Here is a 14,245-nt window from a genome sequence, read left to right on the forward strand (position 1 = left end):
ATGCCCACCATCATCATCACCGGCGCAGGCAGCGGCATCGGCCGCGCCACCGCCCGCACCTTCCTGGAGGCCGGCTGGCAGGTCGGGCTGATGGGCCGCCGCCAGGCCGCGCTGGAGGACACCGCCCAGGGCCATGAGGCCGCGCTGATCCTGCCCTGCGACGTCACCGACGAAGCCTCCGCCGAGGCGGGCTTCGACCGGGCCGCCGCCGAATGGGGCCATCTCGACGTGCTGTTCAACAATGCCGGCGTCTCGCTGAAGGGCGCGCCGATCGACGAGATCCCGGTCGCCGACTGGCGCAACCTGATCGACATCAATGTCAACGGCGCCTTCATCGCCGCGCGCGCCGCCTTCCGCATCATGCGCCACCAGGACCCGCAGGGCGGGCGCATCATCAATAACGGGTCGGTCTCGGCCTATGTGCCGCGCTGGGGCTCGGCGGCCTATACCGCGTCGAAACACGCCGTGCTGGGCCTGACCAAGACCGTGTCGCTGGACGGGCGTCCCTTCAACATCGCCTGCGGCCAGATCGATATCGGCAACACCCTGACCGACATGGCCGAGAAGATGACCCGCGGCGTGCCGCAGGCCGACGGCTCCATCGCGGTGGAGCCGGTGATGGACGTGTCGAACGTGGCCAAATCGGTGCTGCACATGGCCTCGCTGCCGCTGGAGGCGAATGTGCAGGTGATGACCGTCATGGCCTCGGCCATGCCCTATGTCGGGCGCGGCTGAGCCATGACCGGGACCGGGGGCGCTCAGCCGCCCCCGGCGCGTTTCGCCGCCCGTTCGCGGCGATAGATGTACCAGCTCGACCCGGCGATGATCGCCGCGCCCAGCAGGGTCCAGGGCGTCGGCCAGCTGCCGAAGACCAGGATCCCCGCCACCGCCGCCTCGACGATCTGCACATAGACGACCGGCGCCAGGATCGAGGCATCGGCATAGCGATGCGCCACCGTCGCCAGCGTATGCGCCGTGCCGCCGAAGACGCCGATCATCACCAGCACGATCTGCGCGACCGGCGCATCGGGCCAGCTCCAGTGCATCGCCGCGAAGGGCAGGAAGGCCGCCGCCGCGATGCCCGAGCTCCAGATCTGGCTGGTCGAGGTCCGCTCCGCCCCCGCGATCATCCGCGTCAGGATATAGTAGAGCGAGGCCGAGAGCATCGCGCAGACCGACAAGAGCACCGCCGGATCGAATTCAGCGCCCCAGGGCTGGACCACCACGATCACGCCCAGGAACCCGGTGCAGACCGCCGCCAGCCGCCTGATGCCGACCTTCTCGCCCAGAACCGGGATCGCCAGCAGCGTCACCGCGATGGGCCCGGCGAACATGATCGTCGTGGTCATGGTGATGGGCAGGAATTGCAGCGCCGCGAAATTGCACACCGTGCTGCCCAGCAGCGCGAAGGAGCGCAGCGCCTGCAGCAGCGGCCGCTGCGAGCGCAGCACCGACACCCCCTCGCGCGGCAGGAACCATCCCGCCGTCAGGCACAGCGCCACCGCGTAGCGCATGAACACGATCTGCACCACCGGCACCCCGCTCAGCAAGAGCCACTTGGCCGAGGTGTCGATGCAGGTCATGAAGGTGACGCCGAGCGCCATCAGCCCGACGCCCAGAAGCGTCCGCTCCTCCTTCGGCGCGATCTGCGCGGGGGTCACGCCACGGCCCAGCCGCCGTCGATCACATGCGCCTGGCCGGTGGTGAATTTCGACTCGTCCGATCCCAGATAGACCGCCAGATGCGCGATCTCCGCGGGCGTGCCGATCCGCCCCATCGGCTGGCGCGCGACGAAGGCCGCCATCGCCCCCTCGTAATCGCCGGTGGCGCGCAGCCGCTCATGCAGCGACGGGCTGTCCACCGTGCCCGGGCAGATGCAGTTCACCCGCACGCCCTTCGTGACGTAATCCACCGCCACGGATTTGGTCATGCCGATCACCGCCGCCTTGGAGGCGCCATAGACGAACCGCCCCGGCGCCGCGATGATCGAACTGGCCACCGAGGCCACGTTGATGATCGAGCCGCCGCCGCGCTGCACCATGCCCGGCAGCGCCGCCTGCATCGAATGGAACTGCGCGCGGACATTGAGGTTGAAGGCGAAGTCGAAATCCGCATCCGTGGCCTCGGCGATCGTGCCCGCATGCACGAAACCCGCGCAGTTCATCAGGATGTCGGGCTGCGCCTCGGCGATGGCCGCGCTCAGCGCCGCCTTGTCCAGCACGTCCAGCGCGAAGGCCCGGGCCACGCCCAGCCCCTCCAGCAGCTCCGGCTTGAGGTCGGTGGCCGTCACCTCGGCCCCCTCGGCGGCGAAGGCCTCCGCCACCGCGCGGCCGATCCCCTGCCCCGCCGCCGTCACGAAGGCGCGCTTGCCTTGAAGTCTCATGTCTCTCTCCTCACATCACCGCGCCGACAAGCCACGGCACGAACTCGTAGTCGCCGAGGCCCTGCGCCTCGGATTTCGTGGTCTCGCCCGAGGCCACGCGCAGCCAGGTCTGGTAGATCTCGCGCCCGACCTCCTCGACCGGCGCGCCTTCCTCCAGGATGCGCCCGGCATCGATATCCATATCCCCGCTCATGCGCCGGTACATGCCGCTGTTCGACGCGATCTTCACCGTCGGCGAGGGTTTCGATCCGAAGGCCGAGCCCCGCCCGGTGGTGAAGCAGACCAGGTTGCAGCCCGAGGCGATCTGCCCCGTGACCGAGGCCGGGTCATAGCCGGGGCTGTCCATGAAGGCGAAGCCCTTCGCCGTCACCTGCTCGGCGTATTTATAGACCCCGGTCAGCGGCGAGGTTCCGCCCTTGGCGGCCGCGCCCAGCGATTTCTCCAGGATCGTGGTCAGCCCGCCCTTCTTGTTGCCGGGGCTGGGATTGTTGTCCATGTTGCCCCCCGCCCGCGCGGTATAGTCCTGCCACCAGTCGATCAGCGACAGAAGGCGGCGCCCGACGGTCTCGTCCACCGCGCGCGCCGTCAGCAGGTGCTCGGCGCCGTAGATCTCGGGCGTCTCGGCCAGAACCCCGGTGCCGCCCTGCGCCACCAGCAGGTCGCAGGCATGGCCCACCGCCGGATTGGCGGTGATCCCCGACCAGGCATCGGACCCGCCGCATTGCAGCGCGACGGTCAGATCGGCGGCCGGGCAGTCCTCGCGCCGCGCGCGGTTGACCTCGGGCAGCATCTCCTCGACCATCTCGATGCCGTGGCGGATGGTGTTGGCCAGCCCGCCCTCCTCCTGGATGGTCATGACCCGGAACCGCGGGCCGGGCGTGATGCCATAGGCCTCCAGCAGCCAGCCGATCTGCATCCCCTCGCAGCCCAGCCCGGCCATCACCACGCCGCCGATATTGGGATTGCGCGCATAGCCCCACAGCACCCGCTGCAGGATCTCGAAACCGGTCCCGTCGCCCCCCATGGCGCAGCCCGTGCCGTGCACGAAGGCCGTCACCCCGTCGACATGCGGATAGGCCGCCAGCCGCTCGGGGGTGAAATGCGCCGCGATCCGCCGTGCGGCCGTGGCCGAGCAATTGACCGAGGTCAGGATGGCGATGTGGTTGCGGGTGCCCACGCGGCCATCGGCGCGGCGATAGCCCTGGAACGTGTCGCGCCGCGCCGGGGCGGGCGGCGGCACGAGGTTGGAGGCGAAGCGATGCGCATGCTCCAGGTTGCGGAATTCGCAGTTATGGGTGTGCACATGCGCGCCCGCGCGGATGTCGCAGGCGGCATAGCCGATGATCTGGGCGTATTTGACCACCGGCGCCCCTTTCGGGATGGCGGCGGCGGCCAGCTTGTGGCCCTGCGGCACCGGCTCGGCGGCGCCGGCCTCTCCGGGGGCGAGGGGATGGATGGCTGTGACCACGTTGTCGGCATCGGACAGACGGACGGTGCTCATGGCAGGAACTTTCGCGGGAAGGAGGGCGGCAGGGGGGGTGCGGGGGGGAGATCCGTCCCCCCCGCGCCTGTCACAGGAAGATCGACACCATCGAGGGCCAGACCAGCAGCACCGCCAGCGCGCAGAGCTGCAGCGCGATGAAGGGCAGGAACCCCTTGAAGATGTCGGTCAGCGAGATCGAGGGCGGCGCCACCGATTTCAGGTAGAAGGCGGCCGGGCCGAAGGGCGGCGACAGGAAGCTGACCTGCATGTTCATGCAGAACACCACCCCGAACCAGATCGCCACATGCGCCGGATCCAGCGACCCGATCACGCCCAGCTCCTCCACCGGCAGCTTCAGCACGATCGGCAGGAAGACCGGCATGATCAGCAGCACGATGCCGACCCAGTCCATGAACATGCCCATGATCAGGAAGATCAGCATCATCACCAGGATGATCCCCATCGTCGGCAGGTCGGCCCCCACGATCACGTTGGCCACGTAGGTCGGCCCGCCCGCCAGGGTATAGGCCGCCGCCAGGGCCGCCGCGCCGATCGTCACCCAGATGATCGTGCCGGTGGAGCGCAGCGTGCGCAGCAGGCTGTCCCAGACGATCTCGAAGGTCATCTCGCGCCGCGCCAGGCTGATCAGGAAGACCGCGACCACGCCCATGCCCGCCGCCTCGGTGATGCCGGTGATGCCGCCATAGATCGACCCCAGCACCACGCCGATGACGATGATCGGCGCGACCAGGCCCTTGCCCATGTCCCAGCCCTGCGCGGTGCGCTCGCGGCCGACGACGAACAGCATCACCGCCGCCGCCAGCACCAGGAACCCGCCGATCCAGGGCAGGTCCGACACCATGCCCAGGAAGATCGGATCGACCCCCTCGCGGATCTCGTTGGCCCCGGTCAGCGTAAAGAACAGCGCGCGCAGGAACAGCACGCCGCCGATCCACAGGCCCAGCCGGCACAGGAAGCCCAGGAACATCAGCCCCTTCTCGCGGCCCTTCGGCGCTCCCGGCTCCTCCGGCGGCAGGGGCGCCATCTCCGGGTTCAGCCGGGTGCGCACGATGATGTAGCAGATGAAGAACATCGCCAGCATGAAGCCCGGCAGGAAGGAGGCGGTGAACAGCGCCTTGATCGAGGTCTCGGTGATCAGCCCGTAGAAGATCAGCACGATCGAGGGCGGGATCATCGTGCCGAGGCTGCCCGAGGCGCAGATCGTGCCGATGGCCAGGTTCTGGTTGTAGCCCAGCCGCAGCATCTGCGGCAGCGCGATCAGCCCCAGAAGGACCACCTCGCCGCCGATGATCCCCGACATCGCCGCCATGATGACGGCCATGATCGAGGTGACGATGGCAATCCCGCCGCGGGTGCGGCTCAGCCACACGTTCAGCGACGAATACATGTCCCGCGCGATGCCCGAGCGTTCCAGGAGCGCCGCCATGAAGATGAACAGCGGAATGGAGATCAGGACGTAATTCGTCATCTGCCGGTAGATCGCCTGGCCCAGCACCGCCAGCGGGCCGCGCCCGAAATTCGAGAACAGCAATTCGGGGCCGAATTTCATGATCAGCACCGCCACCGCCAGGAAGGCCGAGGCAAAGCCCAGCGGCATCCCCAGCGCCAGGAGCACGAACATCATGCCCAGCGTCACCAGCGACAGCGTGCCGACATCGGCCACCTTCATCCAGGCGAAAAGCTCCAGGAACTCCATCTCAGTCTTCCTTCAGGGTCCGGCGGATATTCTCGATCTCCGCCTGGTCGATGTCATCCATGGGCGAATGGCTTTCGGGGGCCTTGTGCCAGTCGGCGATCAGGTTGGACACGGCCTGGATCGCGACCAGCACGATGTTGAACAGGATCGCGGCCTTGATCGTGGCGGGGATGGGCGGATCCCAGGCGGTGCCGAAGGTCTCCATCCGCGCCAGCTTGGTCACCACCTCGTTCCAGCCGCCCCAGACCATGCAGAAGGCGAAGAAGCAGACCAGGAACACCGACAGCACGTCGGCCGCCTTGCGCGCCCAGTGGGGCATCAGGTCGTAGATCACGAAGATGCGGATATGGCTGCGCTGCTGCATGGCATAGAGCCCCGCCAGCAGGAAGACGAAGCCCGCGATCCACAGGCTCAGCTCGTTGGCCCAGAGCGTCGGCTTCTCGAAGGCATAGCGCGCCACCACCTCGTAGCTCATCGCCAGCACGATGCCGAGGATGCCGATCATCGCCACCCGCGCGCAGATCAGCGACAGGATGTCGAAGGGCCCGGTGGGCGCGGATTCAAGCGGCGCCACCGTGTCCGACAGCCAGGCCGCCCCCGCCAGCACCGCGGCAAAAAGCGACCACAGCATGAGAAGGACGGAAAGCCTGCCCGCCGGGCGCAGCATGTCGTACATGCCGATCGGTTCGGCGGCGGTGAATTGCTGCAGGATCAGCCACAGGAAGGTCAGGGCCGCAACCGCGCAGGCGGCAAGCGCGACTGCGCCCACCGGCCTGCGCAGCGGACCCAGCCAGATGCTTTGCTGCGTCATGGCAAAATGCTCCACTGGCGGCAGGAGGGCGCACCCTCCTGCCGGGAAAGGCGGATTGTCTTACTCTGCGATCAGGCCCAGCTGGGTCAGATACGCCTTGTGGCTTTCGACCAGCGACTTGGCCTCGGGCGATTTCTCGGCCCAGACATCCCAGGCCGCCTGCGCCGCCTGGCGGAAGGTCGCGCGATCCTCGGCGGACCAGTCATGCAGCGTCACGCCCGCCTCGGTCAGGCGCGCCGAAGCCTCGGCATTGGCCTTCTCGAAGAATAGCGAGGAACGCAGCGCCAGCTTCTCCATCGCCACCTCGATGATCGCGCGGTGCTGATCGCTCAGCCCGTCCCAGACCGCCTTGTTGCAGGCCAGGTGATCCGACGGCATCGAGTGGAAGCCCGGATAGGTCGCATGCTGGGCCAGGTCGAACAGGCCGATGGATTCGTCATTGGCCAGGCCCGAGTAATCCGTGCCCTCGATGATCCCGGTCTCCATCGCGGTGAAGACCTCGGTGAAATCCATCACGATCGGCGAGGCGCCGAGATTGGCGAAGATCTCGGTCTCCATCCCGGGGGGCGAGCGGAATTTCCAGTCCTTCAGATCCTCGGGCCCGGTGATCGGGGTGGAGGAGACCAGCGATTCCTGGCCATAGACCCACCAGCCGATCAGCTGCATGCCGAACTGGTTGTACAGCTCCTGCGCCTGCTCCATGCCGCCGCCGTAATACAGCCAGCTCAGCTGCTGATAGGGCGTGTCATAGCCGCCCATGATGTCGCCGACGAACTGGAAGGCCGCGTTCTTGCCGGTCTGGTAGGCGCCGCCGGTCATGTCGCAGTCGATGATCCCGTTGGCCGCCGCATCGAAGGTCTCCACGGTCGCGACCACGGAGGAGGCATAGAACATCTCGATATCGATGGCGCCGCCGGACATCGTCTCGACATCCTCGACGAATTCGGTCGCCAGCTTCCCCGAGGTCTGTTCGGGGTTGTAATGCGTCTGGATGCGCAGCGTCACCTCTTGCGCCTGGGCCGCTCCGGCCGCCAGCAGCACAAGCGCCGTGCTCCCGAGAATCCTGGACAGGGTCATGTATCTCTCCTCCCGTGCGGCGCGGGGCCGCCTGACTCTTTGGTCCGGCGGACCTCCTCGTCCGCCTGAATGGTATACCATTCGCCGAACACGCTAGCGCGGCGGCGCTCGACAATCAACTGTTTTTGGTATACCAAAACAAGGCCAGCGATCCCCGCCAGCACCGGGGAAGGAATGAAGACGTGGAAAAGACCGACAGGACATTGCCGGAAACCATCGCCGACCAGATCCGGCGCGACATCCTCAGGGGGCGGTTCGCGCCCGGGACGCCGTTGAAGGAACGCGAGACCGCGCTGGAAATGGATGTCTCGCGCACGCCGATGCGCGAGGCGATTCGCATCCTGGCCAAGGAAGGGCTGGTGATCCTGCGCCCGGCGCGCAGCCCGCTGATCGCCGATCCCTCGCTGGAGGAGATCGCCGATGCCATCGACGTGCTGCGCGCGCTGGAACTTTTGTCGGGGGAACTGGCCTGCCGCCGCGCCACCGATGCCGATCTCGACCGGATCGAGGCGATCCAGACCCGCATGGCCGACACCTATGACGCGCTCGACACGCTCGACCTCTTCGATATCGACATGAGCTTCCATACCGCCATCGTCGAGGCGGCGCATAATCCCGCGCTGCTGGGCACCTACCGCGCCTATCTCGAACGGCTGTGGCGCGCGCGCTATCTTTCCGCCAGCCAGAGGCGCAGCCGCGACCGCGTGCTGCGCCAGCATGGCGATATCGTGGCGGGGCTGCGCCGCCGCGATCCCGGCCGCGTCGCCACCGCGATGCGCGCCCATCTCGAGGCGCTGGAGGACAATATCCGCGCCAAATATGCCCAGGATCCCGGCGCCGCCGAGACCTGACATCCCTCACCCAGTTCATGACCATCCAAGGGAGGACCCTTCCATGAAACTATTGCGCTTCGGCCCCGCGGGCCGGGAACGGACCGGCCTGCTCGATGCCGCAGGCCAGGTGCGCGACCTGGGCGAACACGTCCCGGCGCTGGCCGGACAGGCCGTGTCCCTCGACGCGCTGGAGCGCCTGCGCGCCATCGATCCCGACAGCCTGCCCGTCGTGGCCGATCCCGGACGCATCGGATCCTGCCTGGCCTCGGTGCCGAATTTCTACTGCATCGGGCTGAACTACGCCAAGCATGCCGCCGAATCCGGCCTCGCCGTGCCCGCCCATCCGGTGGTGTTCAACAAGGCGACCTCCTGCCTCTCGGGGCCCGATGACGATGTCGTCATCCCCCGCGGCTCGGAGAAATCCGACTGGGAGGTGGAACTGGGCGTCATCATCGGCCGCGACACGCTCTATGTCTCCGAGGAAGACGCGCTGTCGCATGTGGCGGGCTATTGCACGATCAACGACCTCTCCGAGCGCACCTTCCAGATCGAGCGGTCGGGCCAGTGGGTCAAGGGCAAGTCGGCGCCCACTTTCGGCCCGATCGGGCCGTGGTTCGTCACCGCCGACGAGGTGCCCGATCCGCAGGCGCTGCGCGTGACGCTGGACCTCAACGGCACCCGCGTCCAGGACGAGACCACCGCCGACATGATCTTCTCGGTCGCGCAGATCGTCTCGCACCTGTCGCAATTCATGAAGCTGGTGCCGGGCGACATCATCTCCACCGGCACGCCCTCGGGCGTCGGCATGGGCATGTCGCCCCAGCGGTTCCTGAAACCCGGCGACGTGATGGAGATCGAGGTCCAGGGCCTCGGCCGCCAGCGCCAGACCGCCGTGGCCTCGGCCTGATCCGCGGCGGGGGCCATCGCGGCCCCCGCCCCTTCCCTCAGCCGTTGATCGCCGCGAAGGCGGCATCGAACCGCCCCTCGGCCTCGGCATCGCGCTGGAACCGCACGCGGGAGACCAGCACCTCGTCGGGCACCTCCGCCGCGCCCAGCATCCCCATCACCTCCGCCGTGAACGCCTCCAGCGGCATCGCCGCCGCCACCTGCGACTGGCCCGGCGTCAGCTCCGTCGCCACCAGCGGCGGCGCGATCTCGTGCACCGCGACCGATGTCCCGCGCAGCTGGTGGCGCAGCGACTGCGTCCAGGAATGGATCGCCGCCTTGGTCGCGGAATAGACCGGGTTGCCCGCCTTCGGCACGAAGGCCAGCCCCGAGGAGACCGTGACCAGCGCCGCCTGCGGACGGCTCCGCAGATGCGGCAGCAGCGCCGCCGCCAGCCGGATCGGCGCCGTCAGGTTGGTCTCGATGGTGCGCAGCGCCACGTCCAGCGCGACCGGATCGGCGGTGTAATCCTCCGCCTCCATGATCCCGGCATTCAGGATGACGGCGTCCAGGTCGGGGTGATCCGCCAGAAGCTGCGCGGGAAACGCCGCCAGCGCCGCGGCATCGGTGACATCCAGCACATGGCCCGCCATCCCGGGATTGGCCTCCAGCGTCTCCGCCAGGCTGGCAGGCTTGCGCCCGGTGATGACGATGCGATTGCCCGCCGCCTGCAGCGCCTCGGCCAGCGCCCGGCCGATCCCGGAATTGCCGCCGGTGATGAGGATCTTGCGATCGGTGAAGGTCATGACAGGGTCCTTTCTCTGACTGGTCCCTAGATGACGCCCATGCTATCCTGTGGAAAGAAGGCACCAGAAAGATTTATACTTACCGAAAAGAGAGCATGGGCCATGCCCGATCCCGACCTGCGCCGAGAGCTGCGCGCGCTGCCCGAAACCGACCCCGCCATCGACCGGCTGGTGGAGCAGATCATCGGCCGCGTCGCCGACAAGTGGACGATGCTGCTGATCGAGATCCTGACAGAACATGACTGCTGCCGCTTCGGCGAACTGGCGCGTCTCTGCCCGGGGATCAGCCAGAAGATGCTGACCCAGACGCTGCGCGCGCTGGAATGCGACGGGCTGGTGACGCGCACGGTCTACCCGGTCGTGCCGCCGCGCGTCGAATACCGCCTGACCGATCTGGGGCTGGGGCTGGCCAAGGCCTTCTGCGGCGTCTGGCTCTGGGCCGAGGCCAACCGGGAGCGGATCGAGGCCGCTCGCGCCGCCTATGCCGCCGGGCGCGATCCGGTCACGCCGCCAGGATCGTGACCGGCACGCCCTTGTAGGCCGGGGTCTGGCTGCGCTCCTCGTGATAGTCCAGCGGCACCAGCGGGTTCAGCTCGGGATAATACCCCGCCACGCAGGCCCCCGGCAGGTCATAGCCCACCAGCCGCAGCCCCGCGACCTCGCGGCGGATCCCGTCCTGCAGCGCGGTGCGCAGCGTCACGCGCTGCCCCTCCGCCAGGCCCAGCCGCGCCATTTCCGCGGGCGAGATCAGCACGATGTCGCGCCCGCCCTCCAGCCCGCGCAGCCGGTCGGAAAACCCGTAGATCGTCGTGTTGAACTGGTCGTTGGAGCGCAGCGTGATCAGCGTCATCTCCGCCCCTTCCGGCGCCTGCCCCAGTGCCGACAGCCCCGGCGGCACGGTGAATTCCGCGCGCCCGCTTTCCGTCTTCCACACCCTCTCGCGCGCGGGATTGCCGCGATAGAACCCGCCCGGCTGATGCAGCCGTTCGTTGAACCGCGCGAAATCCTCCGGGAAGGTCGCCTCGATCAGGTCGCGGATGCGGTCGTAATTCGCCACCCATTCGGCCCAGGGCATGCGCGGATCGGCAGGCAGCGTCGCCGCCGCGATCCCCGCCACGATCGCCACCTCCGAACGCACCTGCTCCGAGGGCGGCGAGGCCTGCCCGATCGAGCCGTAGATATGGCTGAACGTGTCCTCCATGGAACTCGCCTGCGGGCCGGTCGCCTGGATGTCCTCGTCGGTGCGGCCGAGGCAGGGCAGGATCCACGACACCTGCCCCGGGAACAGATGCGACCGGTTGGGCTTGGTCGCGACATGCACGCTCAGCCGCAGGCCCGGCCAGGCCGCCTCCACCCTTTCCCGGTCGGGCAGCGCGCGCAACAGGTTGCCCCCCAGCGACAGGACCGCATCGACCCGCCCCTCCAGAAGCCCCTGCATGGCATGGACCGCGTTCATTCCCTCCGCCTCGGGCGGCGTGATGCCGAACAGCGCGCGCAGCCGGTCGGCGGGCATATGGGCGGATTTCTCGCCCACCCCCACCGTGCGCTGGCCCTGCACGTTGGAATGGCCCCTGACCGGCGAGATCCCGGTGCCGGGCCGCCCGATATTGCCGCGCATCAGCAGCAGATTGACCAGCATCCCGAGATTCAGCCAGCCATGCACATGCTGGGTCAGCCCCATGCCGTAGATGCCGATCACCCGCTCGGCGCCCATGTAAACCTCGGCCGCGGTCTCGATCATCGCCCGGCTCAGGCCCGAGGCCGCCTCGATCTCGGCCCAGCCGAAGGCCTCCACCGCGCGGCGCGTCTCCTCGAAGCCGGTCGTATGCGCCGACAGGAACCCCGCATCCAGGACCTCGCCCGGCCGCGCCGCCTCCGCCGCCAGCACGCATTTCATCATCCCCGCCATCACCGCGACATCGCCGCCGGGGCGCAGCTGGAAGTAATGTTCCGAGATCTGCGTGGCGCGGTTGGTCGCCATCTGCAAGGCGTCCTGCGGATTGACGAACTCGATCAGCCCGCGTTCGCGCAGCGGGTTGAAGGTCACGACGCGGCAGCCGCGCTTGACCGCCTCCTGCAGCACATGCAGGAATCGCGGGCTGTTCGACCCGGTATTCTGCCCGAAGAAGAAGATCGCGTCGCAGGTCTCGAAATCCTCCAGCGTGCAGGTGCCCACCGGCGTGCCGATGGTCTGAAGCAGGTTCACGCTGGTCGTCTCGTGGCACATGTTCGAGGATTGCGGCAGGTTCTGATGGCCCATCGCCCGCGCGAACAGCGCATAGAGGTAAGCCGCTTCCAGCCCGGCATGGCCCGAGGCATAGAAGACCGCGCGCTCGGGCGGCATCGCGGCCAGCTCGCGGCCGATCTCGGCAAAGGCCTCCTCCCAGCCGCCCTGCTCGTAATGGCCGCTGACCGGGTTGTAGCGCATCGGATGGGTCAGCCGCCCCGCCCCTTCCAGGTCGTGATCGTGCCAGCCGCGCAGATCCTCGACCGAATGGGCTGCGAAGAAATCCGGATCGGCCCGTTTCGGCGTCAGCTCCCACAGGGTCGCCTTGGCGCCGTTCTCGCAGAATTCGAACCGGTGCGGCTTCGCGGGCTTGGCCCAGGCGCAGGAGGAACACATCACGCCCTTGGGACGGTTCAGCGAGGCCAGCACCTTCAGCGCCATGGGGCGGCTGCGCTCCTCGCCGAAAATCCGCGCCACGCCGCGCAACGACCCCCAGCCCCCCGTCGGATGATCGTATTCCGGCGTGCCCGGATCATGGCCTTCTGGATCATGTCCAGGCATGGGCGGCTCCTGCGTGCTGCGATCCACCATCGCGCGTCCTCCGGCTGTTCCGACTGAGGAAACGCGACCCCGCGGGATAGGTTCCGGCGGCGCTTTTCTCGGCCTCTAGACCATTAAGCGCCGGTCCGTACGCACCGCGTCATGTCCGGTAATGACTAACCCGCGGGCAGTTCTCGCAATTCGCGCCATCCGGCTTGCCAGCCCGGCGCTTGTGGGCAGAATATCCCCGCAGCCAAGAGGGAGGGGAGGCCCTTGAGCACGCGATGAGCAAGAAAGCGCTCCACCCGGTCGCGCCGCTGGCCCGGCTGGCACAGCGGGCGGTCGGCACCGATCCCGAGGGGCTGATGCGGCAGGCAGGCCTGTCGGCGGCGGTGCTGGACCCCGGCCATCCGGGACTGCCCGCCCCCGCCTGGATCAAGGTCTTCGCCGCGCTTGCCGCGCTGGAGCCCGCGCCGGACCTGCCGCTGCGCCTCGCCGCCGAACTGGCCGACCGCTCCGCCGGGGCCCCCGCCCGGGCCTTTGCCGCCAGCCCCGACATCGCCACCGGCCTGGCGCGGCTGGCGCTTTTCCGGCCGCTATCGGCACCGCTGCGCCTCGGCACGACCCCCCTGCCCGGCGGCGGAACCGGGCTGGTCGCGGCGATGAGCGAAGCCGACCTGCCCCCGGTCCCGCCCCTTCTGGTCTTCGCGCTGGCCCATGCGACCGGGCTCTGCCGCCGCCATGGCGGCACGCTGCCGGTGGCAAGCGCGGCGATCCTTCCGGGCCCCGCCCCCCTGCGCGAGGCGGCGTCGGACTGGTTCGGCTGCCCGGTCGCGCCCGGCCCCGCCGCGCGCATCGACCTGCCTGCCGCCGAGACCGCGCGCCCGCTGACCGGCACCACCGGCGCGGCGTGGCACGATCTGGAAGAACGGCTGCGCCGCCGCCTGGCCGAGGCCCTGCCCGCCGCGGCGCTGTCGGGACGGGTCGGCCGGGCGCTGGTGGAATTGCTGCCGGGCGGCCGGGCGGGGGCGGATGATGTCTGCCAGGCCCTCGGGCTCAGCCGCCGCAGCCTGCAGCGCCACCTGCAGGAGGAAGGCGAAAGCTTCCGCGCCGTGCTGGACCGCACCCGCCGCACCCTGGCGCTGCATTACCTGCGCGAGGGCGCGCTTTCGGCGGCCGAGATCGGCACGCTTCTGGCCTATCGCGATCCCAACAGCTTCTACCGCGCCTTCTTCGGCTGGACCGGCATGACCCCGGGCGAGGCCCGCCAGAGGCTGGCCGTGGTCTCAGCCCCGCCGGGCCGCGGCCAGCTCGGCCTCGGTGTCGATGTCGCGTAGCCGCGCCGGCGGAAGGATCACCAGCCGCTGCGGCGGCAGCGACCGCAGCAGCGCGCGCGCCCCGGCATCGCCCTTGGCCTCCAGAAGCTGCGGCAGCAGCGCCGCGCAGAACCCGGCCGGCGGCATGCGGCGGCGCCCGTCCGAGG

The 14,245-nt window shown here is 68.8% G+C and carries 14 protein-coding genes; 5 read left to right on the forward strand and 9 right to left on the reverse strand.

The features are described 5' to 3' along the window. Window positions 1-735, forward strand: coding sequence for an SDR family oxidoreductase (locus ICN82_RS09530; RefSeq protein ID WP_193182038.1), 735 nt, complete (start codon window positions 1-3; stop codon window positions 733-735). Between the two features lie 23 nt (window positions 736-758). Here the strand turns inward: ICN82_RS09530 and ICN82_RS09535 are convergent, their stop codons facing one another. The 6 genes from ICN82_RS09535 to ICN82_RS09560 all read right to left on the reverse strand — a co-directional run bounded on the left by ICN82_RS09535 (window position 759) and on the right by ICN82_RS09560 (window position 7,471). After that, the gene (locus ICN82_RS09535) at window positions 759-1,661 is read right to left on the reverse strand and encodes a DMT family transporter (protein WP_330998983.1); all 903 of its coding nucleotides are present in this window, start codon (window positions 1,659-1,661) and stop codon (window positions 759-761) included. After that, complete coding sequence (locus tag ICN82_RS09540; RefSeq protein ID WP_193182039.1) at window positions 1,658-2,383, reverse strand: SDR family oxidoreductase; 726 nt, start codon at window positions 2,381-2,383, stop codon at window positions 1,658-1,660. The genes ICN82_RS09535 and ICN82_RS09540 overlap by 4 nt, the downstream gene beginning before the upstream one ends. A gap of 10 nt (window positions 2,384-2,393) precedes the next feature. Next, window positions 2,394-3,884, reverse strand: coding sequence for a UxaA family hydrolase (locus tag ICN82_RS09545; protein ID WP_193182040.1), 1,491 nt, complete (start codon window positions 3,882-3,884; stop codon window positions 2,394-2,396). A gap of 70 nt (window positions 3,885-3,954) precedes the next feature. Continuing rightward, window positions 3,955-5,583, reverse strand: coding sequence for a TRAP transporter large permease (locus ICN82_RS09550; protein WP_226898397.1), 1,629 nt, complete (start codon window positions 5,581-5,583; stop codon window positions 3,955-3,957). Between the two features lies 1 nt (window position 5,584). Beyond that, window positions 5,585-6,394 (reverse strand): TRAP transporter small permease subunit, encoded by an 810-nt coding sequence (locus ICN82_RS09555; RefSeq protein ID WP_193182041.1) that lies wholly within the window; start codon window positions 6,392-6,394, stop codon window positions 5,585-5,587. A gap of 60 nt (window positions 6,395-6,454) precedes the next feature. Then, window positions 6,455-7,471: a TRAP transporter substrate-binding protein gene (locus ICN82_RS09560; protein WP_193182043.1), complete on the reverse strand. Its 1,017-nt coding sequence runs from the start codon at window positions 7,469-7,471 to the stop codon at window positions 6,455-6,457. 182 nt (window positions 7,472-7,653) lie between these two features. Here ICN82_RS09560 and ICN82_RS09565 point away from each other — a divergent pair, with 182 nt between their 5' ends. Next, a complete protein-coding gene (locus tag ICN82_RS09565; RefSeq protein WP_193182045.1) occupies window positions 7,654-8,322 on the forward strand; it encodes a GntR family transcriptional regulator in 669 nt (222 codons plus the stop codon). Window positions 8,323-8,365: 43 nt separating this feature from the next. After that, window positions 8,366-9,211 carry a fumarylacetoacetate hydrolase family protein gene (locus tag ICN82_RS09570; RefSeq protein WP_193182047.1) on the forward strand — a complete coding sequence of 282 codons (846 nt, stop codon included), beginning with the start codon at window positions 8,366-8,368 and terminating at the stop codon, window positions 9,209-9,211. 37 nt (window positions 9,212-9,248) lie between these two features. Here ICN82_RS09570 and ICN82_RS09575 read toward each other — a convergent pair whose 3' ends face one another. After that, window positions 9,249-9,995, reverse strand: coding sequence for an SDR family oxidoreductase (locus ICN82_RS09575; RefSeq protein ID WP_193182049.1), 747 nt, complete (start codon window positions 9,993-9,995; stop codon window positions 9,249-9,251). 102 nt (window positions 9,996-10,097) lie between these two features. On the opposite strand from ICN82_RS09575, the gene ICN82_RS09580 reads away from it, so the two are divergent. Continuing rightward, window positions 10,098-10,517, forward strand: a complete 420-nt coding sequence (locus ICN82_RS09580; RefSeq protein ID WP_193182051.1) for a winged helix-turn-helix transcriptional regulator — start codon at window positions 10,098-10,100, stop codon at window positions 10,515-10,517. Here ICN82_RS09580 and ICN82_RS09585 read toward each other — a convergent pair. Continuing rightward, window positions 10,498-12,783: an FdhF/YdeP family oxidoreductase gene (locus tag ICN82_RS09585; RefSeq protein WP_193182053.1), complete on the reverse strand. Its 2,286-nt coding sequence runs from the start codon at window positions 12,781-12,783 to the stop codon at window positions 10,498-10,500. The two genes, ICN82_RS09580 and ICN82_RS09585, sit on opposite strands and share 20 nt — an antisense overlap. Before the next feature lie 263 nt (window positions 12,784-13,046). Between ICN82_RS09585 and ICN82_RS09590 the strand changes: the two genes are divergently transcribed. After that, window positions 13,047-14,099 carry an AraC family transcriptional regulator gene (locus ICN82_RS09590; protein ID WP_193182054.1) on the forward strand — a complete coding sequence of 351 codons (1,053 nt, stop codon included), beginning with the start codon at window positions 13,047-13,049 and terminating at the stop codon, window positions 14,097-14,099. On the opposite strand, the gene ICN82_RS09595 is transcribed toward ICN82_RS09590, so the two are convergent. Beyond that, window positions 14,049-14,245: glycosyltransferase family protein (locus tag ICN82_RS09595; RefSeq protein ID WP_226898398.1), on the reverse strand; the 197-nt coding region annotated here is incomplete at its 5' end. The genes ICN82_RS09590 and ICN82_RS09595 overlap by 51 nt on opposite strands.

This window comes from Mangrovicoccus algicola (assembly GCF_014903745.1).
GTDB classification, from domain to species: domain Bacteria; phylum Pseudomonadota; class Alphaproteobacteria; order Rhodobacterales; family Rhodobacteraceae; genus Mangrovicoccus; species Mangrovicoccus algicola.